The sequence below is a fragment of the Microbacterium saccharophilum genome, from assembly GCF_007992455.1.
Classification (GTDB): Bacteria; Actinomycetota; Actinomycetes; order Actinomycetales; family Microbacteriaceae; genus Microbacterium; species Microbacterium saccharophilum.
On the sequence record NZ_BKAH01000010.1, the window covers coordinates 61,945 to 86,021 of the forward strand.

Here is a 24,077-nt window from a genome sequence, read left to right on the forward strand (position 1 = left end):
GGAAGCGGGCTCCCCCGACCCTGCCGCGGGCGCCATCCCGCTCAGTCGACCGTGACGGTCCGCTCGTGCCATCCCGTCGCACCATCCGGGACCACGGGAGCGACCGCCGACGTCTGCACCTCGCCCGTCGCACTCGTCGCCCGGCAGCGCACGACGTGCCGGCCGGCGGTCGCGGTCCACGGGAGGCTCCACTGCACCCAGGTGTCGTCCGAGATCGCCGTCGCAAGGGTCGCCTGCCGCCATGCTCCGTCGTCGATCTGCACCTCGACCCCGGCCACACCGACGTGCTGCTGCCACGCGACACCCGCGATGACGGTGTCCCCGGCCGCGATGCTCTGGTCGCCGCGGGGCACGTCGATCCGCGATTGCAGCTTGATCGGGCCGAGCTCCGACCAGCCCCGATCCGTCCAGTACGCGCGAGCCCGATCGAAGCGCGTCACCTCGAGCTCCACGACCCACTTCGTCGCCGACACGTACCCGTACAGGCCGGGCACGACCATCCGCACCGGGAACCCGTGCTCCTGCGGCAACGGCTCCCCGTTCATGCCGACCGCGAGGATCGCGGCGCGGTCGTCCGTCAGCGCCTCCAGGGGCGTGGATGCTGTGAACCCGTCCACCGACCGCGACAGCACCATGTCCGCCTCCGCCGTCGGCCGCGCCCGTGCGAGCAGCTCGCGGATCGGGTAGCCGAGCCACCGGGCGTTGCCGATGAGGCTCCCGCCGACCTCGTTCGAGACGCACGCCAGCGTCGTGTAGCTCTCCTCGAGCGGAAGCGCGAGCAGCTCGTCCCAGGTGAGCGTCACCTCGTTCTCCACGAGCCCGTGGATGCGGATGCTCCACTCGGCCGGGTTGACACTCGGGACGATCAGTGCGGTGTCGATCCGGTAGAAGCCGTCGTTCGGGGTGATGACGGACGCGAGGCCCGGCACGTCCAGCTCGGCCCCGGCGGGCACCGGCGGCGCTGCGACGGCCGGCCGCGGCAGCACGACATCGCGGATCGCGGTCGCCGCGGCCCGCCCGGCCCGCAGCGCGTTGCCGCCGGCGGCGGCCAGGAGGCCCACGACGACGGCCGCGCCGGACCACATCAGGAACGTCCGCCGGTCGGCGCGGCCGGGAACGGCGTCAGTGCTCGCCGCCGGCGGCGATTCCGTGCGCGTCGCCGATCCCCGCACCATCCGCGCGAGCCACCAGAGCACGCCGCCGCCCACGACACCCGCGACCACGGACGGCAGCCACGCGCCGACGACGGCATCCGAGCGCGTCGTCGCGATGACGCCGCCCACGATCCCGAACACCGCCACGATCGCCGCACCCCACGGCGGGCGTCGCGTCTCCAGCGCGCCGCAGGCCGTACCCAGCAACACGATCACGATGCAGATCGCCACGATGAGCACGACCTTGTCGTTCGTGCCGAACAGCGCGATCGCGGTGTCCTTCGCCCACGGCGGAGCGAGGTCGATGAGCCAGCCGCCGACCGCGGCGACCGGGCTGCCGCCGCTGACCAGCCCGGCGACGACCTCGCCGACACCACCGGCCAGCACGACCGCCGCCGCGCCCGCGATCCCCGCGCGCCCCGTCGCACGTTCCGTCGTCATGGGTGGAGCCTACGACCGTCGATGCTCCCTGCGGCTCGTGCCGCCGACATGCACAGCGACCGGTCAGACCCCGCCGCCGCCACCACCGCCGCCACCGCCACCGGCGCCACCCCCGCCGCCGGATCCGCCCGAGGTCGACGAGGAGGAACTCGCGGCGGCCGAGAGCGATCCGATGCCCGACGAGAACGAGCCGGCATCGAACGATCCGGCCCCGTAGTACCAGACCGGGCCGGCGGCGCCCGTCGCCGAGTAGAGGACCGCGAGCTGCTTCGACCATTCCTTCTCCTGGCCGAACACGACGGCGTACGGCAGGAGCGTCTCGTAGAGGCGCAGCATCTCCCGCGGGTCGCCGACGTCGATGGGCACGCGCTCCGCACCGGCCGGTGACTGCAGCATCCGGATGCGGTCCGCCTCCGCCCACTCGATGAAGACTCGGAGTCCCTGGAGGTGGTCCCGCACCTCGGCGCCGGCCCGCGTGAGCGGCTTGTGCGCGACGATGAGGATGACGGCGATGGCGACGAGGCCGGCGAGGACGATGAGCACGAACGGCCACGGCGACTGCACGCCGCCGTCGTAGGCGAGGACGCCGAAGAGCAACACGAGGCCGGCCACGCCGGCAGTGGCCAGGAGCGGCCAGACCCGCGCCCCGATGGGCACCGCCCGGCGGAACCCCCGGTTCTTCAGCTCGCTCTCCGCCGCCTTGAGGATCGCCTGCGCGACCTTCGACAGCCGCGTGTCCTGGCGGCCGAACTCGTACTGCTCGCCGGGACGACCGGACGGGAACAGTCCGCGCAGCAGCATCCTGCCGTCGCCGTCGGCGCGGGACGGGTCGACGAGCTCCGCCGTGAGGCGCGTGCCGCCGAAGACGCGCCGGCTTCCCTCGAGGATGCGGATGGAGCCGACGACGGCCTGCTCGAGCACCTCCGCGGGGATCGCCTTCGTGGGCTTGCCGAGCAGCACAGCACTCTCCAGCGCGTCGACGCCCGGCGGCGGCGTGTACTCCGCGATGATCGTCGGCCGTCCCGGCTCGTCCCGCAGCCAGCGCCGCCGCGAGCGCAGCGCCAGCGCACCCGCGCCGAGCAGCCCGACACCCGCGACACCCTGCGCCCAGCCGAGCGGCGATGCGAGGAACGAGGAGTCGAACAGCGTGAAGGTGTCGTCGGCGAATCCGACCGCGATGGTGAGCGTCTCGTACGGCGCGATCTGCGTCGCCCGTGCCGTCACGATCGCGCCGCCGTCGGGCGTCGCCGCGACATCGATGTCCGCGCAGGCCGTCGAAGCGCCCTGCGAGCCGGCGTAGCAGGCGGTGCGACCGGTCAGTGCGTCCGCCACGTCCCCGTCGACGTGCAGCCTGGCCGTGATCTCCCCGAACGGCTGCGCCCAGTCGACGCCGTTGACGTCCCAATAGAACTCCTGCCCGGTGTCGCCGAACGTCCAGGTGACGTTCTCGAGCGTGTAGGTGAAGACGTAGGTCTGCGCCCCGTGCACGAAGTCATCCGCCCGCGACGTCATCGAGAACATGCCGTCTTCGGCATCCGTCTCCGCCGGGCGCTCCGCCCCCGTCGCGTCGGTGATCGAGAGCAGCTGCGGATGCAGGGGCTGCCCGTTGTACGAGTCGGGGATGACCCGCCGCATCCCGCGGTTCTGATCGGTCTCGGGGAAGCGCGCGACGAACTCCTCGACCACCGTGAGCCGGCTCGTCCCGTCCTCCGCGCGGGACAGCGTGTAGTCGGCGGTGAGGCTGTCGAAAGTGAAGTCGTCGACGTCCGCGGCCGCGGGCGACGCCATGACGAGGGACGCCAGCATCCCGAGCAGGACCGCCATGATCGCGCGCGCATATCGGCCCATGCGACTCAGCCTATGGGCGGGTTACAGTGGACGCCATGACCGACCGCCGCCTCGCCATCACCGCGTGGGAGAGTCTCTTCCGCGCGCAGCACGAGGTCCTGCAGGAGATCAGCACGGACTTCGACGAGGACGAGCTGACGCAGGCGGAGTACGACGTCCTCCTCACCGTGACGCGCGGCGCCGACGGCGCTGCCCGCCTCCGCGACGTGACGGCGAACATGCTCATCAGCCAGCCCAGCGTCTCGCGGCTGGTCGACCGCATGGTCGCCCGCGGTCTGCTCGTGAAATGCCCCGATCCGCTGGACGGCCGCGGCGCCCTCGTCAGCGCCACGGAGCAGGGGAAGGCCGCCTTCCTCCGCATCGCGACCGCGCATGGCCGGTCGATCGCGCAGCGCATGTCGGTGCTGAGCGACGACGAGCTCGCCCAGCTGCGGACGCTCACCGCGAAGCTCCGCGCCCGAGGCTGACGGCGCGGTCCCCTGTCGGCTACGGGGTTCGGCGGCGGAGCGTGAGCGATGCCAGCACGAGGGAGCCGACCGCGAACGCCGTGACGATCAGCAGCGGACGCGCCACATCCCAGCCCTCGTCTCCGGCGCTCACCGCGGCCACCGCATCGATGGCGTGGCTGAGCGGCAGCCAGTCGCTGATGGCGTGGAGGACGTCGGGCATCCGGTCCCGCGGCATGAAGAGGCCGCCGAGGATGATCTGCGGAAAGACGAGCACCGGCATGAACTGCACCGCCTGGAACTCGGTGCGGGCGAAGGCGCTGGCGAGCAGCCCGAGCGCCGTTCCGAGCAGCGCATCCACGACGGCGACGAGCCCGAGCTGCCACAGGGGGCCCTCGACATCCAATCGGCAGACGAGCACGGCGAACGCGACCGTGATGACCGCCTGCAGCATCGCCATGAGACCGAACGCGAGCGCATAGCCGACGATGAAGTCCGCCTTGCCGAGCGGCGTCGTCATGAGCCGCTCGAGCGTTCCGCTGCGGCGTTCCCGCAGGGTCGTGATGGAGGTGATCAGGAACATCACGACGAACGGGAACAGCGCGAGGATGGGGCCCCCGAACGTGTCGAAGACCCCGTCCTGGTCGCTGAAGAGCCAGGCGAACAGCCCCACGAGCACGCTCGGGGCCACGAGCATGAGCGCGATGGACCGCGGGTCGTGGCTGAGCTGGCGCAGCACCCGGCCGGCGGTCGCGAACGTGCGGATGCCGTTCATCCCGCGGTGCCCCGTTCGATGAGCGCGAGGAATGCCGCATCGGGGTCGGACTCGCCCGTGTCGGCCAGGAGCGCCGCCGGCGTCGTGTCGGCGACGAGCCGTCCGGCCCGCATGAGGAGCAGCCGGTCGCAGCGCAGCGCCTCGTCCATGACGTGGCTGGAGACGACGAGCGTGACGCCGGTGGCCGCGAGGGCGCGGAACACCGCCCACAGCTCGGCGCGCAGCACGGGATCGAGCCCGACGGTCGGCTCGTCCAGCACGATGAGGTCGGGCGAGCCGAGCATCGCCACGGCGAGCGAGACCCGGTTCTCCTGGCCGCCGCTGAGGGAGGCCACCGTCTGCCCGGCCTGCGGCCGCAGCCCGACCTGCTCGATGACGCGATCGACGTCGCCTCGCGGGGCACCGATCAGGCGCGCGAAATAGGAGAGGTTCTGGCGCACGGTCAGGTCGCCGTACACCGAGGCGGCCTGCGTGTCATACGCGACGCGGCGGCGGAGGCTCACGCCGCCGGCGGGCTCCCCGAACACCGTGACCGAGCCGCCGTCGATCTTCTGAACGCCGACGATCGCGCGCATGAGCGTCGTCTTACCGCAACCCGAGGGCCCGAGCAGGCCGGTGATGCGTCCGCGCGGGATCGCGACGTCGAGACCCTCGAACACCGGTGTGCCGCCGCGGCGCACCCGCAGGTCTCGGACGACGACGGCTTCCTCGCCTGACCTCGGACGGGTGCCCATGCCGTCAGCTTAGGGGCCTCACCATCGGTTGTGGACGTCCTCGGCGAAGCCCTCGATGCCGTCGAACGGGATGCCCTCGAACGTCCCCGACCAGACCCCGAAGCACTGGTCCGTGCGCGAGGACAGGACGCCGAGGTTCGTCGCCGAGCGCTTGTCGTGGAAGGGCGTGAGCGTCGCCTCGAGTCCCCCGCCGCGTACGCGCCACGGGCGCAGCGGCTCGGCGAGGTCATATGTCCACTCGAGCTCCTGGGAGATCTTGTGGAGGACCCCGTCGATCACGACGGCGTTCTCGGTCGATCCGGTCCCGGCGGTCCACTTTCCGCCGACCTGGATGCCGATCGTCCGGCCGTGGGAGATGCCGCCGCCGGCGCCCCAGTTCCACCGGATGTCGTAAGGCCATCGCCCGCGGCCGTGGTCGAGCACGGCCCAGGAGTCCGCGGGCACCGGGTGCGCGACCCCGTCGACCGTGATCGTGCCGGCGGCGCGCAGCGCGACATCCTTCACCGTGTACTGGAACAGTCGCGGTGACCAGGGCACGACGACGGCGAGGCAGTCGTGGCGTTCCGGGCGGGTCACCGTGATGTCGAACGTGACGCCCGGGATGGCGCCGTGCAGCCGCCAGGTCTGCCCGTCCCCCGTCGGAGTCACGGTGATCGCGAGGTCGCGGGCGCCGGCGAGAGACAGTCCGCCGCCGAGGTTCGCCGGCAGTTGGACCTCCTTCGCCGGGATGACGGTCGCGCTCTTTCCCCATTGGCGGCCGGTGCCCCGCTCGAACACCCAGATCTCGTGCACGGCCGCGTAGTCGAGTGAGGAGAGCGTCAACCCCACGATGTGCGTGGGGGTCATGACGTTCCAGTACTCCCAGCGCTTGTTCCGGCCCCAGCGACGGCGGCCGTCGATGCCCGACGTGTCGACGAGCGGCCTGCGCGCCCAGCCGACGGCATCCGGATTGAGCCGTCGACCGTCCGGCGTGGTGAGGGGTACGGCGGCGGTGAGCTCGCGCTCGGGAAGAGGGCGGAGATCGGGCATCGGCGTCCTTGCTGAAGGTCCGGTGTGCGGGTGCCCTGATTCTAGGGCGACACGCAGAACCGCCCCGGTCCTGTGGACACGGGGCGGTTGTGCGGTGTATCGGGGTGCGCGTCGATCACTGCTCGATCGGCTGCGGCTCCTCCGAGCTCTCGTGCGCCTTGATGGTGGGCGCCTCGTTGCCGGCGACGACCTCGACCTTGCGGGGCTTGGCCTTCTCGCTCACCGGGATCGTCACCGTGAGCACGCCGTTGCTGTAGTTCGCGGCGATGCTCTCCGTGTCGATGCCCTGGCCGAGGTTCAGCTGGCGCAGGAAGCTGGCGGCCTCACGCTCGCGCGTGATCCACTTGACGCCCTCGCCCTGGGTGAGGGTGCGCTCCGCGCGGATGGTGAGCAGCTGGCCGTCGACGTCGATGTCAACCGAACCCGGGTCGATGCCCGGCAGGTCGGCGGACAGGACGTAGTGGTCGCCGTCGCGGTAGAGGTCCATCGGCATGCGACGCGGGCCGCGGCGGGTGTCGAAGAGGCTCGACGCGAGGCGGTCGAGGTCACGGAACGGGTCGTACGTGGCCATTGTTCTCTCCTTGTGTCTTCTGGTCTCAAGAGTTGAGTCACATCGACTCAACTAAGCCCAGATTAGCACTCGGCCACAGAGAGTGCCAGTCGTTCGCGCACGGCGAACGAGCCTGGTGAGGGGGGGTATTGGACCTTGTTGTTCGAGGATGTTTCCTCTCTGCTGGCCGAGCGTGAATGTCTCCTCCCGGCCCCGCCGGAAGGGTGTCAGTTCGGGTCGCCTCGATGCCCGCGAGGCGGCGCGGAGCGCCCCCATTCTGCGGGGCCGGCGTCGCCGCTTCCTCCCCGGCGGGCAGCAGAGGCAATACGTCCCCCGATCGACGGGGTTGCGGTCGCGCGCGTCCCCGAGCGGACGAAGGTGAAGGATGCCGATCACGCCGCGCCCGCTGCCGCCCGATCTCGCAGACGCCTTCACCTGCCGCGGGGCGCTCGCGGCCGGCGCGACGCCGCGCCGGCTCCGCGCGCGCGACCTCGAGACGCCGTTCCGTGGCGTCCGGCTGCGCCCGCCGTCCAGTGCCGAGATCGAGGACGCGGGCCCGCTCGCACTGGATCGCGCCGTGCGCGCCGACGTGCTCCGGCGGGCGGGAGCCTACGCGCTCCTCATGCCACAGGCGGCGTTCTTCGTCGGCGCGACGGCGGGCGTCATCCTCGGCCTCGGCGTGCCGCACGGGCCGGAGCTCTGCGTCGGCGTGCCGCCTCCCCACCGCGCGCCCCGGCGCACCGGCATCCACGGCGTGAAGCTCGCTCCGAGCCAGGCGAGGATCATCGAGCGCGACGGCCTGCGCCTCACCGACACCGCGTCGACCTGGGCGACGCTCGCGGGCCGGTTGGGCGAGCGCGACCTCGTGCGGGTCGGCGATGCGGCCGTGCGCGTGCCGCGCGACGACCGGGGGCGGCACCGCACGGAGGCCCGCCTCGCGACGATCGACGACCTCCGCGCCGCCGCGCTCGTCCCCGGGCGTCGGCACCGCGCCGCACTGCTGCGGGCGCTGGACCGCGTGCGCGTCGGCAGCATGTCGCCCCTCGAGACGGACTTCCGCCTGGATGCCGAAGACGCCGGGCTGCCCGAACCCGAACTGGACGTCGCGATCCGCACGGAGAGCGGCCGGCTGCTCGGGATCAGCGACCTCGTCTACCCCGGGTACCGGACCGTCGTCGAGGTCGAGGGCGACCACCACCGCACGATGCGGCAGCAGTGGAACCGCGACATCGAGAAGTACGCCGCCTACGCCGCCCAGGGCTGGGAAGTCGTCAGGCTGACCTCGACGCACATCCGCGGATGGCAGCCGCAGGCGGTCGCGCTCGTGCGCGCAGCCCTGCTGCGGCGCGGATGGCGGCCGCCCGCGCAGGCGACGCCAGAAAGGGGTCGGTCTGCGCCGCATCCCGGCGCCGGAGGCGGCACGAACTGACACCGAACCCCCCGCACGAGCCCCGGGTCACCACAAGAGGGTCAGTCCACGCCGCATCCCAGCGCCGGAGGCGGCACGAACTGACACCAAACCCCGCGCACGAGCCCCGGGTCACCACAAGAGGGTCAGTCCGTGCCGCATGGGCCCGCCCGAGGCCACCGAACCCCGCGAGGGCGGTGGATCAGCACTCGATGACATTGACGGCGAGGCCGCCCTCGCTCGTCTCCTTGTACTTCGTGGACATGTCGATCCCGGTCTGGCGCATCGTCTCGACGACGGCATCCAGCGAGACGTAGTGGCTGCCGTCGCCGCGGAGCGCGAGGCGCGCGGCGGTCACAGCCGTCGACGCCGCGATCGCGTTGCGCTCGATGCACGGGATCTGCACGAGGCCGCCGACCGGGTCGCACGTCAGCCCGAGGTGGTGCTCCATCGCGATCTCCGCGGCGTTCTCGATCTGCCGGTTCGTGCCGCCCATGACGGCGGTCAGACCGCCGGCGGCCATCGCGCACGCCGACCCGACCTCGGCCTGGCATCCCCCCTCGGCGCCGGAGATCGACGCGTTCGCCTTGAAGAGCGACCCCAGCGCCGTCGCCGTCAGCAGGAAGCGCCGGATGCCGCGGCGGCGGTTCGCGTCCGCGACGGCCTTCGCGTCATCCGTGCCGGGCACGGGCGCATCCTCCGGCGCGTGGAAGCCCAGCAGCGCCGACCCGACGAGCTCCCCGTAGGGCGTCACGGCGTTCCCCGACCCGAGCCCGGAGTCGGCGAGGAACCGCCACCAGTACATCGCGACGGCCGGGACGATCCCGGCGGCGCCGTTCGTCGGCGCCGTCACGACGCGTCCGCCCGAGGCGTTCTCCTCGTTGACCGCGAGCGCGAACGCCCCCAGCCACTCCCCCGGCAGCTCGCGGCGGCCATCGGCCTCCGCCTCCTCGAGCTGTGCCCGGATCGCGCCGGCCCGGCGCTTCACCCGCAGCATCCCGGGCAGCTGACCCTCGGCGGCGAGACCCGCATCGACGCACGCCGCCATGGCGTCCCAGATGCGATCCAGCCCCGCCGCGACCTCTTCCTCGGGGCGCAGCGCCTCCTCGTTCCGGCGCGCCGCTTCGGCGATCGTGATCCCGCGCTCGTCGCAGAGCGCGATGAGCTCCTCGGCGGTGTCGAACGGCAGCGGGAACTCGCGCGATGCGACACGCGGCGGCTCGCCCTCGCGGCGGATGAACCCGCCGCCGACGGAGTAGTAGGTGTCTTCGGCCACGACCCCGCCGTCCGCGGCGAGCGCCGTGAGCGTCATGGCGTTGGGATGCCCGGGAAGCCGCGTCCGCGGCGCGAACTCCACGTCGGTCTTCGCGAACGCGATCTCGTGCGTGCCGTCCAGGCGCAGCGCCTGCCTCTCCGGCCAGTCCGTCCACGCCGCCCGCACGGCGGCCGGGTCGACCGTCTCCGGCTCGAGCCCCGCGAGCCCGGCGACGACGGCATCCGGTGTGCCGTGACCGATGCCGGTGGCTCCGAGCGATCCGTACAGCACGCAGCGCACTCGCGACACGCTCGCCAGCTGCCCCTCCGCGCGGAGGCGCGCGGCGAAGTCGCGGCCCGCCCGCATGGGACCGACCGTGTGGGAGCTCGAGGGTCCTACACCGATGGAGAACAGCTCGAACGCCGAGACGTAGGCGCTCATGCTCCCAGGCTACGCGCGGATGCCCCGGTCGTCTCCGATCGGGGCATCCGGTGCGTCGTCAGCCTTCGCGGGCAGCCAGCTCGCTCGCCGCGCCGTACAGCTCCTCCAGGAATCCCCCGCCGGGCAGCTGCTGCCAGACGTCCGCCGTCGCCTCCAGCACCGCGCCGAGGCCCAGCGCGTAGCCGTGGTCGAACTCGGGGTCGATCTCGGTCACCCGCCACGGGTACGGACGCGGCGGCCACGGGAACGGCCACGGCCACGGCGGGCGGGGCCGGGGCGGTGGGCAGATGTCCACGATGTCGAAGGCGAACTCGAGCCCGAACGCCTTCGCCATACCGGCCGCCCGGACCAGCTCGTGCCCCACGAGCGCGCCCGTCTCGATGCCCGCGAAGATCTGCCGCGGCGGCAACGGCTGCGGGTTCAGCTCGGCGAGCCGGTGCGCGTACTTCGCCGAGTGCGCGACGTCGACGATCGGCCCATGCGGGAACACGACGTCGTAGATGGCCGGATGGATCCGACCGATGATGGCGATGAGATTGCCCTTGAGCGCCATGGCGCCTCCCCCTGTTCGATCCGCGATGCGGATGCTGTGACCCGTCCCCCACGGGTCACACAGAAGGAGCGGCCGGCCCCGCGCCTGATACCGGTCAGGGGCGCTGGAAGGCGATGAGCCCGACCGTGTTGCCCTCGGTGTCGCGGATGAACGCCTGCCATTCCTCGTGACCCTCGGGCCCCAGCAGATCGGAGTCGTGGGTGAAGATCACGTGCGGCTGCGTGACGACGTCGGCGACGCCGGCGAGACGCTCGATGGTCTCGTGCACGTTGTCGACGCGCAGGTAGTGCAGGGCGGTCGGCGCGTTCCGATCGAGCAGGAGGCGCGTGCCGCCGAGGTCGAAGAACAGCAGACCCGGCGGGTCGAAACGGGCGACCGGCGGCTCCCCGAGCAGCACCGTGTAGAAATCGGCGGCGCGGTCGAGATCATCGGCGTGCTGCGCGACCTGGACGAGATGCATCGGCGGTCCTTCCTCCCCGCGGAGTCCGTCGCCCGTGCGACGGCCTCCCTCTAGTGTGGATGCCAGGAGGAGCACACGCCAATGACCACGCTCACCACGGTCGATGCGGACCGCGCCGCCGCCCTGTCCGCCGCCGATGCGTCCGGGCGCGTCGACGAGGCGTTCCTGGGGCGGTTCGATGAGCAGTTCCCCCGCCTCCACGGCCTGTTCACCCGCCTCTACGGCGAGCGCCCCGACGGGCAGGAGCAGCTCGCGCAGATCGTGACGCTGGCATCCGCGTCGTGGAACGCCCGCCCGCTCGATCTGCGGGTGCGCGGGAGCCGGCACGCCGAGGATCCGGACTGGTTCCAGTCCGAGCGGATGCTGGGCGGCGTCTGCTACGTCGACCGGTACGCCGGGAATCTCGCCGGCATCCGCGAGCAGATCCCCTACTTCCGCGAGCTCGGACTGTCCTACCTGCACCTCATGCCGCTGTTCGACGCTCCGGAGGGCCCGAACGACGGCGGCTACGCGGTGTCCAGCTACCGCCGGGTGAATCCGAGCCTGGGCTCGATGGCGCAGCTCGCCGATCTCGCGGCGGAGCTGCGCCTGGCCGGGATCTCGCTCGTGCTCGACTTCATCTTCAACCACACGAGCGACGAGCACGAGTGGGCGCGGAAGGCGTACGCGGGCGACCCCGAGTTCGAGGACTTCTACCTGATCTTCCCCGACCGGACCATGCCGGACGCGTACGAGGAGACGACCCGCGAGATCTTCCCGGAGGATCACCCCGGGTCCTTCGTGCAGCTCGAGGACGGCCGGTGGGTGTGGGCGACATTCCACTCGTACCAGTGGGACCTCAACTACGCGAACCCCGCCGTGTTCCGCGCCATGGCCGGCGAGATGCTCTTCCTCGCGAACCAGGGTGTCGAGGTGCTGCGGATGGACGCCGTCGCCTTCATCTGGAAGCGCCTCGGCACCCCGTGCGAGTCGCTCCCCGAGGCGCACCTGCTGCTGCAGGCGTTCAACGCGCTGCTCGCGATGGCGGCGCCGGGCACGCTCTTCAAATCGGAGGCCATCGTGCACCCCGACGAGGTGCTGACCTACGTCTCCCCCGGGGAGTGCCAGCTCTCGTACAACCCGCTGCAGATGGCGCTGACGTGGGAGGCGCTCGCGACCCGCGACGCGCGCCTCCTCCAGCAGGCGCTGGAGCGACGGCACGACCTGCCGCCGCACACGGCGTGGGTCAACTACGTGCGCAGTCACGACGACATCGGATGGACGTTCGCCGACGAGGATGCCGCCGAGCTCGGCATCGACGGATACGCGCACCGCAGATTCCTCAACGACTTCTACGTCGGCCGGCACGAGGGCACCTTCGCGCGGGGCGTCCCGTTCCAGGAGAACCCGCGCACCGGCGATGCGCGGGTCGCCGGGACCACGGCATCCCTCGCCGGTGTCGAAGCCGGCGACCCGGGCGGCGAGGATCGGGTCGTCCTCGCGCACGCGATCGCGCTGTCCACCGGCGGCATCCCGCTGCTGTACCTCGGCGACGAGGTTGCGCAGCTCAACGACTACACCTACACGGACGATCCCGACCGGCGGAGCGATTCCCGCTGGGTGCACCGTGGCAACCGGCCGCGGGACCGGTACGCCGAGCGACTGACCGCCGACACCGCCGCGGGACGGGTGCACCGCCGGCTCACGAAGCTCATCTCCGCACGCGCCGGCGCCGCGGAGTTCGCGGGCAACGCGCTCGTCGGCTTCCGCACGCCCGACCCCGCCGTGCTCGGCTATCAGCGACCGGGCGAGGGAACCGTCGTGCTCGTGCTCGCGAACGTCGGCGATGAGCAGAGCCTCATCGATCCGCTGACGCTGTCGGGGTTCGATCGGATGGCACACGATCTCGTGCTCGGCGTGGACGTCGACCTCGATGAGGGCCTCGCCCTCCCGCCGCACGGTTTCGTGTGGCTGCGCGTGCGACCGCTGTAACCTGACTGTTCCGCCCACCCTGGAGATCCCCGCATGCGTCCGTCCGCCCTCGCCGCCGCCCTCGCACTCGGTCTCGGACTCCTCGGCATGACCGGCTGCTCCACCGTCGATGGGAGCCAGAGCGTCGAGGAGGCCTGCCTCGTCCTCTCCGATGGGATGGCCGACATCCAGGGCGGTCTCGCGGAGGCGCAGGACAGCCTGTCCGAGGACGGTGACCTGACCGGCGCCGCCGAGGTGATGTCCAGGATGGAGGGAGAGCTGGACGAGCTGGCTCCCGAGATCACGAACGCGGAGGTGACGGCCGCCCTGTCCGACTTCCGGGCAGGCGTCCGCGCCTTCGCCACGGCTCTCGGGGCCACCGATGATGTCGAGGACCTCGTCGCGAACGACGAGTTCGCCCAGGTCGCCGAGTCGATCCAGTCCGCGACCACGCAGTTCGCCGAACTCTGCAGCTGAGCTCGACGTCGCTTCCGTTCCGGTAGTCGGTATTGCCAACTACCGGTACTCAGTGTTACCGTCTACCGGTAGTCAGCAAGACTGAGTAGACGGGAGCCGCTCGTGGCGAGCCAGATGACGGAGATGCTCAAGGGCACCCTCGAGGGGGTGGTTCTCGCCATCCTCTCCACGCAGCCCGCATACGGCTACGAGATCACGGCGCGACTCCGCGAGCAGGGCTTCACCGACCTCGTCGAGGGGACGGTCTACGCCCTCCTCATCCGCATCGAGCAACGGGGCTTCGTCGACGTCGAGAAGGTGCCCTCGGAGAAGGGCCCGCCGCGCAAGGTGTACTCCCTCAACGCGCGGGGAGAAGACCAGCTTGCAGAGTTCTGGAGGACATGGGGTTTCCTCTCGGACCGCATCGAGCACCTCCGCCCCACCCACCCTGAAGAGGAGAACTGACGTGGCCGCCAAATGGATCGAGGCCCTCACCGGGTCGCTGGAGCAGAAGAAGCAGTACAAGCAGGACAAGGCCCGCATCGACGCGCTGCCGGGGCCCTACGCCACGGCAGCCAAGGCGCTGCACCGATACTTCATGTACTACGGCGGCGTCACCGACGGCGACACCCTCATCACGATGCTGGGCGACCTCGCCGACCTGTGGGAGCGCGCCGCCGCCGACGGCACACCCGTCCGCGACATCGTCGGGCCGGACCCCGTCGAATTCGCCGAGACGTTCGCGCAGGCCTACACCGGCACGCAGTGGATCGACAAGGAGCGCGCTCGCCTCACGAAGGCGATCGAGGATGCCGAAGGCGAGGAACGACCGTGACCGCCGCAGCCATCGACGTCGCGGGACTGGAGAAGTCCTTCGGCGACGTGAAGGTGCTGCGGGGAATCGACGTCGCGGTCGCGCGCGGAACCGTCTTCGCTCTCCTGGGCGCCAACGGCGCGGGCAAGACGACTCTCGTGCGCATCCTCTCGACCCTGCTCGCGCCGGATGCCGGGACGGCCAGCATCCACGGTTTCGACGTCGTGCGCGAGGCCGGCGACGTCCGGGAGTCCATCAGCCTCACCGGACAGTTCGCCGCCGTCGACGACGTGCTCACCGGCCGGGAGAACCTCGTGCTCGTCGCGCGACTGCGTCACCTGAAGAACCCCGGTGCCATCGCCGCCGAGCTGCTCGCGCGCTTCGCCCTCACCGAGGCCGCGGACCGGAAGGCCGCGACCTACTCGGGCGGTATGCGCCGACGCCTCGACATCGCGATGAGCCTCATCGGCGACCCGCCGATCATCTTCCTCGACGAGCCCACCACCGGGCTCGACCCGCAGGCGCGGCTCGACGTGTGGCAGACCGTGAAGGACCTCGCGGGGGCCGGCACCACGGTCCTCCTGACCACGCAGTATCTCGATGAGGCCGAGCATCTCGCCGACCGCATCGCGATCCTGCACGACGGCAGGATCATCCAGGACGGCACCCTCGAGGAGCTGCGACGCCTCCTGCCGCCCGCGGAGGTCGAGTACGTCCAGAAGCAGCCGTCGCTCGAGGACGTCTTCCTCGCGCTCACCGGAAAGGCAGACCGATGACCACACACGTCCTCGGCGACACCGCCATCCTCACCGGCCGGTCGCTGCGGCACATCCTGCGCAGCCCCGACACGATCATCACGACCGCCGTCACCCCGATCGCGCTCATGCTGCTGTTCACGTTCGTGTTCGGCGGCGCGATCGAGACCGGCTCGGCCGACGCGTACGTCGACTACCTGCTGCCCGGCATCCTGCTCATCACGATTGCCTCCGGCGTCGCCTACACCGCGTACCGGCTGTTCCTCGACATGCAGGGCGGCATCTTCGAGCGGTTCCCATCCATGCCCATCGCGCGATCCAGCGTGCTCTGGGCGCATGTCGTGACCTCGCTCGCGGCGAACTTCGTCTCGATCGCCGTCGTCGTCGGCGTGGCGCTGCTCGTCGGGTTCCGCACCGGCGCGTCCGTGCTGGCATGGCTGGCCGTCACCGGCATCCTGATCCTCTTCACCCTCGCCCTGACGTGGATCGCGGTCATCGCCGGCCTCTCGGCCAAGACGGTCGACGGGGCGAGCGCCTTCAGCTACCCGCTGATCTTCCTGCCGTTCATCAGCTCGGCCTTCGTGCCCACCGAATCGATGCCCGGTCCGGTGGCCTGGTTCGCGGAGAACCAGCCCGTGACATCCATCGTCGACACCCTGCGGGCGCTGTTCGCGCAGGAGCCCGTGGGCGGCGACATCTGGATCGCCCTCGCCTGGCTCGTGGGGATCCTCGTCATCGGCTACGCCGGCGCGATCGCGGTGTACCGCCGGAAGATCCGCTAGGACGCGTCGGGGTCGTCGTGCTCCACGCGGATACGACGGCCCTCCTCGACATCCGCCTTCTCCTTCGCGGCACGCTTGTCGCTCGTGCGGGTGTCCCGCGCCGGGAGCTGGATGTCCACCTCCGCATCGATCCCGGCCTGCAGCTGTCGTCCCCGCTCGAGCTCGGCGTCGAACTCGGCGCCGAACAGGAGTGCGAGGTTGGCGATCCAGATCCACAGCAGGAAGATGATGACCCCGGCGAAGGATCCGTAAGTGCGGTCGTAGTTGGAGAAGTTCGCGATGTACAGGCCGAAGCCCACCGTCGCGAGGATGAGGATGATGATCGCGAGCAGCGCGCCCAGGCTGATCCAGCGGAACTTCGGCTGCTTCGCGTTCGGCGTCGCGTAGTACAGCAGCGCCACCAGGAACACGACGATGAACAGCATGACCGGCCACTTGAGGATGTTCCAGAGCGTCGTGACGACGCCGCTGGCGCCGATCGCCGAGCCGACGGCATCCACGACGTCGCCGGAGAGGACGAGCCCGATCGCGACGAGGGTGAGGCACACCACCGTCACGACGGTGACGAGCAGCTGCATGGGCCGCAGCTTCCAGAACGGCCGGCCCTCCTCGATCTCGTAGATCCGGTTCATGACCCGGCTGAACGCTCCGACGTACCCGGACGCCGACCACAGCGCGAGCAGGATGCCGGTGATGAGGGCCAGACCCGCTCCGGATGACTGCGCCATCTGCTCGATGGGCGCGCGCAAGGCGTCGGCGACGTCGCCCGGGGCCACGTCGTCCACGATGCCGAGGACGGCATCGCCGGCGGCGCGACTCTGCCCGAGCACGCCCAGCAGCGAGAAGATCGCGAGGAGCGCCGGGAAGAGCGACAGGACGGCGTAGTAGGTCAGTGCCGCTGCCGCGTCGGTGCACTGGTCGGCGGTGAACTCCCGGATCGTCTTCCGGAGCACATACTTCCAGGAGCGCTTCTCGAGCTGCGCGGGGCTGTCCGGTTTGTCACCGGAGTCCGGGGCGGGGGCGTCCGTCCGTGTGCTCTCGGTGTTCGGGGTGTTCTGGGACTGCTGCTGCGTGGACATGGGGCCCTTTCGCGGAGAACGGCGTGCGAGCGTTCACTGTGCGAGGGGTCCGGGCGTCAGCGGAGGGGCTTGCGGACGAGCCCGCGGCTATGGCAGGAGGCGGTCAGTCCCAGTCGAGGTAGTCCTCGATCACGGCCGCCGTGTGCCCGGCGTGGGTGGAGACGAAGAGGTGGCCGCCGCCGTCGATGTCCACAAGGGTGGCGCGGTCGGCGGCACTGGCCTGCAGACGCCGGCCACCGGCCGCCGGGGTGATGCGGTCGTCGGTCCCCTGGATGATGAGGGCCGGGAGTCCCGGCGCGATGGCGGCCCACTCCGGCTCGGGTGTGGCGGCGAGCGCGGCGGCCTGCACCGCGTCGATCGCGGTGTCCCGGGCGCGGGCGAGGAACTCGTGGTCGGGGACGGAGCCGGACGACGACTCCGTCTCGCCGGCGTCGACGCCCAGCAGCAGCACGCCGTTCGCGCGGTCGTGGTGATCGAGCGCGACGGTGCGCGCGACGGCGCCGCCGAAGGCGTGCCCGCCGATCCAGGCGTGTTCGACGCCGAGATGGTCCATGACGTCGACGACATCCTGTGCGAGGTCGTGCATCGTGAGCGCGTCGGCGCCAGGTCTGCGCGCACCGACCTGCACGACCCGGAAGTCCTCCTCGACGAGCACGCTCGCGAGCGTTCCCAGGTAGGTGATGTCGAGGCCGCGCGCGGGCAGCAGCAGGAGCGCCGGACCGGTTCCTTCGTCGACGTACGGGATGGCGCGGCCATCGGGTTCGAAGATCTGGCGCTCGGTGATCGACATGGTTCCCTTTCGCTGTGGGGTCGCCGTCCGGTCTGCGGACCCCGCCCCTTCCATTGTGCCCGGTGCCGGAGAGCCGCCCGGCGCGAGGGGGGCGTATCGCCTCCCACCGTCCCCGTCAAGCCCCGGGCTGGATCGACGATCACGGCTAGATTGGTCATGCCCTCGGCGGAGATGTTCGGGTCATCGAGCTGTGGGACGGCGGCCCAGGTCGGACGAGGCTTCGGGTGCCCCTGATTCTGGGCCGCCTCTCCTTACCGTCGGTTCAGCCGGCTCAGAGACCGTCGGCGACGGCCGCGGCGGCTCGCATCCACGCGTCGCGCGTCTTCGGCTGCAGGCTGCCGTAGCGGATGCGGCCGGCCTTGAGCGCGTCGTCGAACGGGATGACCTCGACGGCGCGCACGTGACCGACGAACCCCTCGGCGATCTCCTGCACGGCGGCGGCGTTCGAACGCTCGGACTGGCTGACGATGACGACGGCGTTCTCGGCCAGCCGGCGGGAGTGCTCATCGCGGCGACGCAGCGCGTCCAGGAGAAGCGCTGCGGACTCCGCCGACTCGGGTGCGGCCAGCGTCGGCACCACGAGCTGGTGCGCGGAGTCGATCATCCGCAGCCAGCGGTCGGCGGACTCGTCATTGCCGGAGTCGAAGATCACCATGCGGTAGTACCGTGCGGCGACCTGCATGAGCAGGTCGAAGTCGGCCGTCGTGATCCGCTGATCCGCAGCGAGGAGCTCAGGGTTGGAGCGGAGCACGTCGTAGCGGTCGACGCTCTGGTGGTGGACGTACCGGGCGATGTCGGAGACCGACGCCGTGGTCTCCAGCAGCTTCGCGGCCTGCGGCAGCAGGTCGCGGATGGTCGTGTCGTAGTCGCCCTGCTCGGTGCGCCAGCCCAGCGTGCCGCGCGTGTCGTTGTTGTCCCACGCCAGCACCGTGCCACCGCCGTGGCGCGCGTAGACGGCGGCGAGGACCGCCGTGGTCATCGTCTTGCCGACGCCGCCCTTGCCGTTGGCGACGGCGATCGTCCGGCAGCCGGCCCAGTGCCGCGAGACGGCCATCTCCCGCGCGGCGCGCTCGATCGCGGCCCGTGATGGCCGCATCGGAAGACCGAGCTGCGCGAGGAACGCGCGCCAGCCGTCGAGCTTCGCGGGGTGCTCCCCGGCGGGCTCGATGAAGGAGGGGCGGGCGCTCTCGCCGGACGTCGCGAGCGGACCGGACAGGACGGGGACCGGCGGGATGTCGGTGAGCCCGGTGGGCATGGCGGGCGGGATCACGAGGGGCTCGGAGGGCTCGGCAGGCTCGTCCGCGGAGCCGGACGGCGCGCCCGCAGGCTCGTCGGACTCGATCATGGGGTCCGCAGGCTCGGCCGGCGCGTCCGCGGGCTCGGAGGGCGCGTCCAGCGCGGCCGGCGCGTCGGCGGAGACCGGCGCCCACGGCGACGGCGCATCCTCGACGTCGTCGATGTCCTCGTCGTCCTCATCGGCATCCGGTTCGCCCAGGGGTGTGGACGGCTCGTACGGGCCGATGTCGTCCGGGAGCGCGAACGCGAACTGCGGCGTCCCGAGATCGAACGCGACCGGCGCGGGGTCCGCCTCCCCCGGCGCATCGAGGTCGTCGTCATCCCCGGCGTCGAGCGCCGCGGTCCAGTCGCTCGGCGCGGGCTCGGTGCTCGGCGCGGGCTCCTCGCTCGGCGCAGGCTCCGTGCTCGGCGCGGGCTCGGTGGTCCACCACGCCTGCTCGCGCAACTCGGCCCGCGTGACGGTCTTCTCACTGGTCCGGACGCTGAGCGTGCCGTCGGCATCCACGATCAGATGGTGCTCGCCGTGATCGCCGCTCGTGAGCACTTCGATGGGGGCGCCGGAGAGGACGGCCTCCTCGCGCGCACGCGCCAGGATGAGGTGCCGGATGCCATCGGCATCGGCGGCAGTCAGGCTTTCGACGTCGCCGCGCGGGGTGGAGAACTCGGCGGACTCTCCCGTCACGCGCGCGTGGGCGCGGGCCGGTTCGGTGCCTGAGTTCATCGGAGTTTCCCTTTCGACGGATGTCGCCGCCCGTGGACGCTCTTTCCACGCTATCGCGACCCGCCGCGAAAACCGGGGTCCTTGCGCGCCGCGGCGGCGTGTGTCAGGCGCTGCCCTGCGTGAGCCGGCCGTACATGCGCGTCGTCGCATCGTTCATGCCCTCGAGGACGACCTGCGCACCACGCGCCTCGTATCTCGTCACGATCGCGTCGAGGGCGGCGACGGTCGAGGCATCCCAGATGTGCGAGCGGGACATGTCGATGACGACGCGGTCGGGGTCGCGGGAGTACTCGAAGAGGGTCGTCAGGTCGTTGCTGGACGCGAAGAAGAGCTCGCCGTCGACCGTATAGCGGACGGTCAGCACGTCGGCGTCCTCATCCACCGTCCGGCGCACGCTCACGAAATGCGCGACCCGGCGGGCGAACGCGACCATCGCGACGAGCACCCCGACGCCGACACCCAGTGCGAGGTTGTGCGTCCAGACGGTGACCGCGACGGTGGCGAGCATGACGACGGTCTCGCTCTTCGGCATCCGCTTCAGGGTGGACGGGCGGATGCTGTGCCAGTCGAACGTCGCGACGGACACGACGATCATGACGGCGACGAGCGCGGCCATCGGGATGACGGCGACGACGTCCCCCAGCACGAGCACGAGGATCAGGAGGAAGACGCCGGCGAGGAACGTGGAGATGCGCGTCCGGGCGCCGGAGGCCTTCACGTTGATCATGGTCTGGCCGATCATCGCGCAGCCGCCCATGCCGCCGAACAGGCCGGAGAGCACGTTCGCGGCGCCCTGCCCGAAGGCCTCGCGCGTCTTCCGCGAGTGGGTGTCGGTGATGTCGTCGACGAGCTTCGCGGTCATCAGGGACTCGAGGAGCCCGACGACGGCCATCGCGGCCGCGTAGGGGGCGATGATGCCGAGCGTCTCCCACGTGAGCGGGACGTTCGGCAGCAGCAGCTCGGGCAGGCTCTCCGGCAGGGCACCCTGGTCGCCCACGGTCGGGACGTTCAGCCCGAAGACGACCGCCGCGGCGGTGAGCAGGACGATCGCGACCAGCGGCGCGGGCACGGCGCGGGTGATCAGCGGCATCAGGTACATGATGAGCAGCCCGACGGCCACGAGCGGGTAGACGAGCCAGGGCACGTCGATCAGCTGCGGGAACTGCGCGGCGAAGATCAGGATCGCGAGCGCGTTGACGAACCCGACCATGACCGATCGCGGGATGAAGCGCATGAGCTTCGCGACGCCGAGCGCGGCGAGGACGATCTGGATGACGCCGCCGAGGAGGACGGTGGCGACGAAGTAGTCCATCCCGTACTCGCGGGCGACCGGGGCGATGACGAGGGCCACGGCGCCGGTGGCGGCGGTGATCATCGCGGGGCGGCCGCCGAGGAAGGCGATCGCCACCGCCATGATGAACGAGGAGAACAGCCCGAGGCGCGGGTCGACGCCGGCGATGATCGAGAACGCGATCGCCTCCGGGATGAGCGCGATGGCGACGACGAGCCCGGCGAGCACCTCGCGCGTCAGGATGCGTGGGCTCCGCAGCGCCTGCAGCACCGTCGGCTCGATGCGGTAGCGGCTCGCGGGATCCCGGACGGGCAGGGCATCGGTCATCGGGGGGCTCCAAGGCGGTCGGGCGCGGCGCGCGGTGCGACGCCCGCGACCTTCTACGGTAACGCTCGGCCGGCGACGGCTACGACGCGGCCGGGACCCCGAAGCTGTGCGCCGTCTTGATGCCCGACGCGGCGGCGGAGGCCATGAAGGCGAGCACGTCGCGGGCAGCGTCGGGGTCGGATGCCGTCGCCGCGACGGCGCCCGAGAACACGGTGTCGATCGCGCAGTCCGCGGGCAGGACACCGAGGATCCGCACGCCCGGCTGCCCGACGAGCTCGCTGAGCTGCTGGAAGCCGAGGTCGACGTCGCCGTCGGCGAGGGAGCGCGCGACGGGGACGCCGGGGCGCGCCTGCACGAGGCGGTCGCCGATCTCGGCCATGAGCCCCCACTCCTCGATCATCGCGACCAGGGCGGTCCCGCTCGGACCCGTCGAGTAGCCGATCCGCTGCGCGTCGCGGAGCGCGTCGCGCACACCGCCGGCGTCCGGGAACGCCGCGCCGTCGGGTCGCTCGGCCGGGTCGTCACGGCCGGAGGGCACGGCGACGGCGACCTGCGACAGCACGAGCGGGACGACGGACGCGGCGTCGACGTGGCCGTCGGCGGCGAGGCGGTCCAGCGCATCGGAGGCGAGGAAGACGAGGTCCAGCTGCTCCCCCGCGGCCACGCGCTGAGCCGCATCCACTCCCCCGACGGAGTCGACGTCCACGCGGGGCAGCCCCGCCGTGACGGCCGCCTCGGTCAGCTCCGCCAGCACGTGGCGCGTCGCCATCGAGGAGATGGCCTTCATGCCGCGGCTTCCTCGAACGTCTCGGCGTCGACCTCGGCGTTGCCGACGGGGTTGTACCGCGAGCCGGACACGGTCACGTGCGAGATGAGCTCGCCGGCGCGCGCGAGGAGCCCGGGGTCGACGACGACGTCGACGGCGGCGAGGTTCTCGCGCACGTGCGCGGCGCGGGTGCTGCCGGGGATCGGCACGACGTGGTCGCCGCGCGAGAGCAGCCAGGCGAGCGCCAGCTGCGCGGGCGTGCACTGGGCCTCGGCGGCGAGCGCGCGCCACTGCGGCAGCAGCGCGGCGTTGGCCGGCCAGTGCTCCGGCTGGAATCGGGGCATGGCGCGGCGGATGTCCTTCGGCGCGAGGGCGCCGGGGTCGGCGACGCCGTCGGCGAGGAAGCCGCGCGCCACCGGAGAGAACGCGACGAGCGCGATCCCGTCGGCACGGGTGGCCTCGAGCATGCCGAGCTCGGCGTTGCGGGTCCACAGCGAGTACTCGTTCTGCACAGCCGCGATCGGCGTCACCGCCTGGGCCTCCCGGAGGCGGGCGACCGACACCTCGGACAGGCCGATCGCGCCGATCTTGCCGGCATCCACCGCTTCGGCGAGCGCGCCGACGCTGTCGGTGATCGGCACCTTCTTGTCCCAGCGGTGCAGGTAGTACAGATCGATGTGGTCGACGCCGAGGCGGCCCAGCGACGCGTCGACATGGGCGCGCAGCGTCGCCGGGCGCCCGTCGATCACCTTGACGCCGTCGACCATCGCCATGCCGCCCTTGCTGGCGAGAACGACCTCGTCACGCCGTCCGGCGATCGCGCGTCCCACGAGCTCCTCGTTGCGGCCGCCGCCGTACAGGGTGGCCGTGTCGAGCATCCGGATGCCGTCGTCGAGCGCGGCACGCGCGACCGCGAGGCCCTCCTCGGGGGTCGGCGGCACACCGTAGGCGTGACTGAGATTCATGCATCCCAGGCCGAGGCGAGGCAGGTTCACGCGAGCTGCTCCTCCAGCATCCCGAGCACCCGGTAGCAGTCCAGCACCTGGCGCATCGACGAGTTGGGTTCGCGGCCCTCGCGGATCGCGGTGACGAACTCGCGGTCCTGCAGCTCGATGCCGTTCATGCTGACGGCGACCTGCGACACGTCGATCGGCTCCTCCTTGCCGTTGACGAGGTCGTCGTACCGGGCGATGTAGGTGCCGGTGTCGCCGATGTAGCGGAAGAAGGTGCCGAACGGGCCGTCGTTGTTGAACGACAGCGAGAGGGTGCAGATCGCGCCGGTCTCGCTCTTGAGCTGGATCGACATGTCCATCGCGATCCCGAGCTCGGGGTGGATCGGGCCCTGGACGGCGTTCGCCTGCACGATCCTGCCGGCCTGGTAGGCGAACAGGTCGACCGTGTGGGCGGCGTGGTGCCACAGCAGGTGATCGGTCCACGAGCGGGCCTCGCCCTTGGCGTTGGTGTTCGTGCGGCGGAAGAAGTAGGTCTGCACGTCCATCTGCTGGATGTTGTACTCGCCCGCCGCGATCTTGTCGTGCACCCACTGGTGCGACGGGTTGAAGCGGCGCGTGTGCCCCACCATCGCGATCCTGCCGGACGCATCGGCGGCCGCGACGGTCGCCTCGGCGTCGGCGAACGAGTCGGCGAGGGGGATCTCGACCTGCACGTGCTTGCCGGCGGCGAGCACGGCCTGCGACTGCGCAGCGTGCAGCTGCGTGGGGGTCGCCAGGATGACGGCATCCACGTCGTCCCGCTCCAGCACGGCGTCCAGGCCGACGACGGCGTTCGCGACGCCGTACTGGTCGGCGACGGCCTGCGCCTTCTCCGCGCTCGTCGCGCTGACGACGGTGACCTCTGCGTCCTCGATGTTCACCAGCCCGTCGAGGTGCTTCATGCCGAACGCGCCGGCGGCGCCGACGACGGCGATGCGGACCTTGTCATTGCTCATTGCGGATG

General features: G+C 71.3%; 24 protein-coding genes. 8 read left to right on the forward strand and 16 right to left on the reverse strand.

Annotated features, from left to right (window positions below; translation table 11 throughout):
* Nucleotides 1–41: 41 nt before the first annotated feature.
* Both MSA03_RS10790 and MSA03_RS10795 read right to left on the reverse strand, forming a co-directional pair.
* On the reverse strand, nt 42–1,595 hold the full coding sequence (locus MSA03_RS10790; protein WP_147050989.1) for a molybdopterin-dependent oxidoreductase: 1,554 nt from the start codon (nt 1,593–1,595) through the stop codon (nt 42–44).
* A 63-nt stretch (nt 1,596–1,658) separates the two neighbouring features.
* Nucleotides 1,659–3,443, reverse strand: a complete 1,785-nt coding sequence (locus MSA03_RS10795) for a DUF2207 domain-containing protein (RefSeq protein WP_147050990.1) — start codon at nt 3,441–3,443, stop codon at nt 1,659–1,661.
* 35 nt (nt 3,444–3,478) lie between these two features.
* On the opposite strand from MSA03_RS10795, the gene MSA03_RS10800 reads away from it, so the two are divergent.
* On the forward strand, nt 3,479–3,910 hold the full coding sequence (locus MSA03_RS10800; RefSeq protein ID WP_147050991.1) for a MarR family winged helix-turn-helix transcriptional regulator: 432 nt from the start codon (nt 3,479–3,481) through the stop codon (nt 3,908–3,910).
* A gap of 19 nt (nt 3,911–3,929) precedes the next feature.
* Here the strand turns inward: MSA03_RS10800 and MSA03_RS10805 are convergent, their stop codons facing one another.
* The 4 genes from MSA03_RS10805 to MSA03_RS10820 form a co-directional block, all read right to left on the reverse strand.
* Nucleotides 3,930–4,664, reverse strand: coding sequence for an ABC transporter permease (locus MSA03_RS10805; protein ID WP_147050992.1), 735 nt, complete (start codon nt 4,662–4,664; stop codon nt 3,930–3,932).
* Nucleotides 4,661–5,398 carry an ABC transporter ATP-binding protein gene (locus MSA03_RS10810; RefSeq protein ID WP_147050993.1) on the reverse strand — a complete coding sequence of 246 codons (738 nt, stop codon included), beginning with the start codon at nt 5,396–5,398 and terminating at the stop codon, nt 4,661–4,663. Before MSA03_RS10810 ends, MSA03_RS10805 begins: the two co-directional genes overlap by 4 nt.
* Nucleotides 5,399–5,416: 18 nt before the next feature.
* Complete coding sequence (locus tag MSA03_RS10815) at nt 5,417–6,427, reverse strand: DUF2804 domain-containing protein (RefSeq protein ID WP_147050994.1); 1,011 nt, start codon at nt 6,425–6,427, stop codon at nt 5,417–5,419.
* 115 nt (nt 6,428–6,542) lie between these two features.
* Complete coding sequence (locus MSA03_RS10820; RefSeq protein WP_147050995.1) at nt 6,543–6,998, reverse strand: Hsp20/alpha crystallin family protein; 456 nt, start codon at nt 6,996–6,998, stop codon at nt 6,543–6,545.
* Nucleotides 6,999–7,362: 364 nt separating this feature from the next.
* Between MSA03_RS10820 and MSA03_RS10825 the strand changes: the two genes are divergently transcribed.
* A complete protein-coding gene (locus MSA03_RS10825; protein ID WP_147050996.1) occupies nt 7,363–8,406 on the forward strand; it encodes a putative endonuclease domain-containing protein in 1,044 nt (347 codons plus the stop codon).
* 181 nt (nt 8,407–8,587) lie between these two features.
* Here the strand turns inward: MSA03_RS10825 and MSA03_RS10830 are convergent, their stop codons facing one another.
* From MSA03_RS10830 to MSA03_RS10840, 3 genes are all read right to left on the reverse strand, one after another.
* Nucleotides 8,588–10,081: an L-serine ammonia-lyase, iron-sulfur-dependent, subunit alpha gene (locus MSA03_RS10830; RefSeq protein ID WP_147050997.1), complete on the reverse strand. Its 1,494-nt coding sequence runs from the start codon at nt 10,079–10,081 to the stop codon at nt 8,588–8,590.
* A 58-nt stretch (nt 10,082–10,139) separates the two neighbouring features.
* Entirely contained in the window at nt 10,140–10,634 is a 495-nt protein-coding gene (locus MSA03_RS10835) for a hypothetical protein (RefSeq protein ID WP_051526413.1), read from the reverse strand.
* Nucleotides 10,635–10,728: 94 nt separating this feature from the next.
* The gene (locus tag MSA03_RS10840; RefSeq protein WP_028497232.1) at nt 10,729–11,094 is read right to left on the reverse strand and encodes a VOC family protein; all 366 of its coding nucleotides are present in this window, start codon (nt 11,092–11,094) and stop codon (nt 10,729–10,731) included.
* 81 nt (nt 11,095–11,175) lie between these two features.
* Between MSA03_RS10840 and MSA03_RS10845 the strand changes: the two genes are divergently transcribed.
* The 6 genes from MSA03_RS10845 (at nt 11,176) to MSA03_RS10870 (ending at nt 15,851) form a co-directional block, all read left to right on the forward strand.
* Nucleotides 11,176–13,065, forward strand: a complete 1,890-nt coding sequence (locus MSA03_RS10845) for an alpha-amylase family protein (protein ID WP_147050998.1) — start codon at nt 11,176–11,178, stop codon at nt 13,063–13,065.
* A 33-nt stretch (nt 13,066–13,098) separates the two neighbouring features.
* Nucleotides 13,099–13,521, forward strand: coding sequence for a hypothetical protein (locus MSA03_RS10850; RefSeq protein WP_147050999.1), 423 nt, complete (start codon nt 13,099–13,101; stop codon nt 13,519–13,521).
* 102 nt (nt 13,522–13,623) lie between these two features.
* Entirely contained in the window at nt 13,624–13,965 is a 342-nt protein-coding gene (locus MSA03_RS10855) for a PadR family transcriptional regulator (protein ID WP_028497229.1), read from the forward strand.
* Between the two features lies 1 nt (nt 13,966).
* A complete protein-coding gene (locus MSA03_RS14570; protein ID WP_147051000.1) occupies nt 13,967–14,335 on the forward strand; it encodes a DUF1048 domain-containing protein in 369 nt (122 codons plus the stop codon).
* Nucleotides 14,332–15,090: an ABC transporter ATP-binding protein gene (locus MSA03_RS10865; RefSeq protein ID WP_147051001.1), complete on the forward strand. Its 759-nt coding sequence runs from the start codon at nt 14,332–14,334 to the stop codon at nt 15,088–15,090. The genes MSA03_RS14570 and MSA03_RS10865 overlap by 4 nt, the downstream gene beginning before the upstream one ends.
* Nucleotides 15,087–15,851 (forward strand): ABC transporter permease, encoded by a 765-nt coding sequence (locus MSA03_RS10870; RefSeq protein WP_147051002.1) that lies wholly within the window; start codon nt 15,087–15,089, stop codon nt 15,849–15,851. Before MSA03_RS10865 ends, MSA03_RS10870 begins: the two co-directional genes overlap by 4 nt.
* On the opposite strand, the gene MSA03_RS10875 is transcribed toward MSA03_RS10870, so the two are convergent.
* From MSA03_RS10875 to MSA03_RS10905, 7 genes are all read right to left on the reverse strand, one after another.
* Nucleotides 15,848–16,930, reverse strand: coding sequence for a YihY/virulence factor BrkB family protein (locus tag MSA03_RS10875; RefSeq protein WP_147051003.1), 1,083 nt, complete (start codon nt 16,928–16,930; stop codon nt 15,848–15,850). The genes MSA03_RS10870 and MSA03_RS10875 overlap by 4 nt on opposite strands.
* 103 nt (nt 16,931–17,033) lie before the next feature.
* Nucleotides 17,034–17,720: an alpha/beta fold hydrolase gene (locus tag MSA03_RS10880; RefSeq protein WP_147051004.1), complete on the reverse strand. Its 687-nt coding sequence runs from the start codon at nt 17,718–17,720 to the stop codon at nt 17,034–17,036.
* 271 nt (nt 17,721–17,991) lie between these two features.
* Nucleotides 17,992–19,737, reverse strand: a complete 1,746-nt coding sequence (locus MSA03_RS10885; protein ID WP_147051005.1) for a ParA family protein — start codon at nt 19,735–19,737, stop codon at nt 17,992–17,994.
* Nucleotides 19,738–19,840: 103 nt separating this feature from the next.
* The gene (locus MSA03_RS10890) at nt 19,841–21,355 is read right to left on the reverse strand and encodes a SulP family inorganic anion transporter (RefSeq protein WP_147051006.1); all 1,515 of its coding nucleotides are present in this window, start codon (nt 21,353–21,355) and stop codon (nt 19,841–19,843) included.
* 79 nt (nt 21,356–21,434) lie between these two features.
* Entirely contained in the window at nt 21,435–22,142 is a 708-nt protein-coding gene (locus tag MSA03_RS10895; RefSeq protein ID WP_147051007.1) for a substrate-binding domain-containing protein, read from the reverse strand.
* Nucleotides 22,139–23,116, reverse strand: a complete 978-nt coding sequence (locus MSA03_RS10900) for an aldo/keto reductase (RefSeq protein WP_147051008.1) — start codon at nt 23,114–23,116, stop codon at nt 22,139–22,141. Before MSA03_RS10900 ends, MSA03_RS10895 begins: the two co-directional genes overlap by 4 nt.
* Complete coding sequence (locus MSA03_RS10905; protein WP_147051009.1) at nt 23,113–24,069, reverse strand: Gfo/Idh/MocA family oxidoreductase; 957 nt, start codon at nt 24,067–24,069, stop codon at nt 23,113–23,115. Before MSA03_RS10905 ends, MSA03_RS10900 begins: the two co-directional genes overlap by 4 nt.
* Nucleotides 24,070–24,077 lie beyond the last annotated feature (8 nt).

What these genes read in the sequence shown, in the direction of transcription:
- MSA03_RS10850 (WP_147050999.1), top strand. Translation starts at nt 13,099, where the DNA reads ATGCGTCCGTCCGCCCTCGCCGCCGCCCTCGCACTCGGTCTCGGACTC.
- MSA03_RS10895 (WP_147051007.1), bottom strand. Translation starts at nt 22,142, where the DNA reads ATGAAGGCCATCTCCTCGATGGCGACGCGCCACGTGCTGGCGGAGCTG.
- MSA03_RS10825 (WP_147050996.1), top strand. Translation starts at nt 7,363, where the DNA reads ATGCCGATCACGCCGCGCCCGCTGCCGCCCGATCTCGCAGACGCCTTC.
- MSA03_RS10815 (WP_147050994.1), bottom strand. Translation starts at nt 6,427, where the DNA reads ATGCCCGATCTCCGCCCTCTTCCCGAGCGCGAGCTCACCGCCGCCGTA.
- MSA03_RS10795 (WP_147050990.1), bottom strand. Translation starts at nt 3,443, where the DNA reads ATGGGCCGATATGCGCGCGCGATCATGGCGGTCCTGCTCGGGATGCTG.
- MSA03_RS10830 (WP_147050997.1), bottom strand. Translation starts at nt 10,081, where the DNA reads ATGAGCGCCTACGTCTCGGCGTTCGAGCTGTTCTCCATCGGTGTAGGA.
- MSA03_RS10840 (WP_028497232.1), bottom strand. Translation starts at nt 11,094, where the DNA reads ATGCATCTCGTCCAGGTCGCGCAGCACGCCGATGATCTCGACCGCGCC.
- MSA03_RS10875 (WP_147051003.1), bottom strand. Translation starts at nt 16,930, where the DNA reads ATGTCCACGCAGCAGCAGTCCCAGAACACCCCGAACACCGAGAGCACA.
- MSA03_RS10870 (WP_147051002.1), top strand. Translation starts at nt 15,087, where the DNA reads ATGACCACACACGTCCTCGGCGACACCGCCATCCTCACCGGCCGGTCG.
- MSA03_RS10845 (WP_147050998.1), top strand. Translation starts at nt 11,176, where the DNA reads ATGACCACGCTCACCACGGTCGATGCGGACCGCGCCGCCGCCCTGTCC.
- MSA03_RS10835 (WP_051526413.1), bottom strand. Translation starts at nt 10,634, where the DNA reads ATGGCGCTCAAGGGCAATCTCATCGCCATCATCGGTCGGATCCATCCG.
- MSA03_RS10790 (WP_147050989.1), bottom strand. Translation starts at nt 1,595, where the DNA reads ATGACGACGGAACGTGCGACGGGGCGCGCGGGGATCGCGGGCGCGGCG.
- MSA03_RS10905 (WP_147051009.1), bottom strand. Translation starts at nt 24,069, where the DNA reads ATGAGCAATGACAAGGTCCGCATCGCCGTCGTCGGCGCCGCCGGCGCG.
- MSA03_RS10880 (WP_147051004.1), bottom strand. Translation starts at nt 17,720, where the DNA reads ATGTCGATCACCGAGCGCCAGATCTTCGAACCCGATGGCCGCGCCATC.
- MSA03_RS10805 (WP_147050992.1), bottom strand. Translation starts at nt 4,664, where the DNA reads ATGAACGGCATCCGCACGTTCGCGACCGCCGGCCGGGTGCTGCGCCAG.
- MSA03_RS10820 (WP_147050995.1), bottom strand. Translation starts at nt 6,998, where the DNA reads ATGGCCACGTACGACCCGTTCCGTGACCTCGACCGCCTCGCGTCGAGC.
- MSA03_RS10810 (WP_147050993.1), bottom strand. Translation starts at nt 5,398, where the DNA reads ATGGGCACCCGTCCGAGGTCAGGCGAGGAAGCCGTCGTCGTCCGAGAC.
- MSA03_RS10890 (WP_147051006.1), bottom strand. Translation starts at nt 21,355, where the DNA reads ATGACCGATGCCCTGCCCGTCCGGGATCCCGCGAGCCGCTACCGCATC.
- MSA03_RS10800 (WP_147050991.1), top strand. Translation starts at nt 3,479, where the DNA reads ATGACCGACCGCCGCCTCGCCATCACCGCGTGGGAGAGTCTCTTCCGC.
- MSA03_RS10885 (WP_147051005.1), bottom strand. Translation starts at nt 19,737, where the DNA reads ATGAACTCAGGCACCGAACCGGCCCGCGCCCACGCGCGCGTGACGGGA.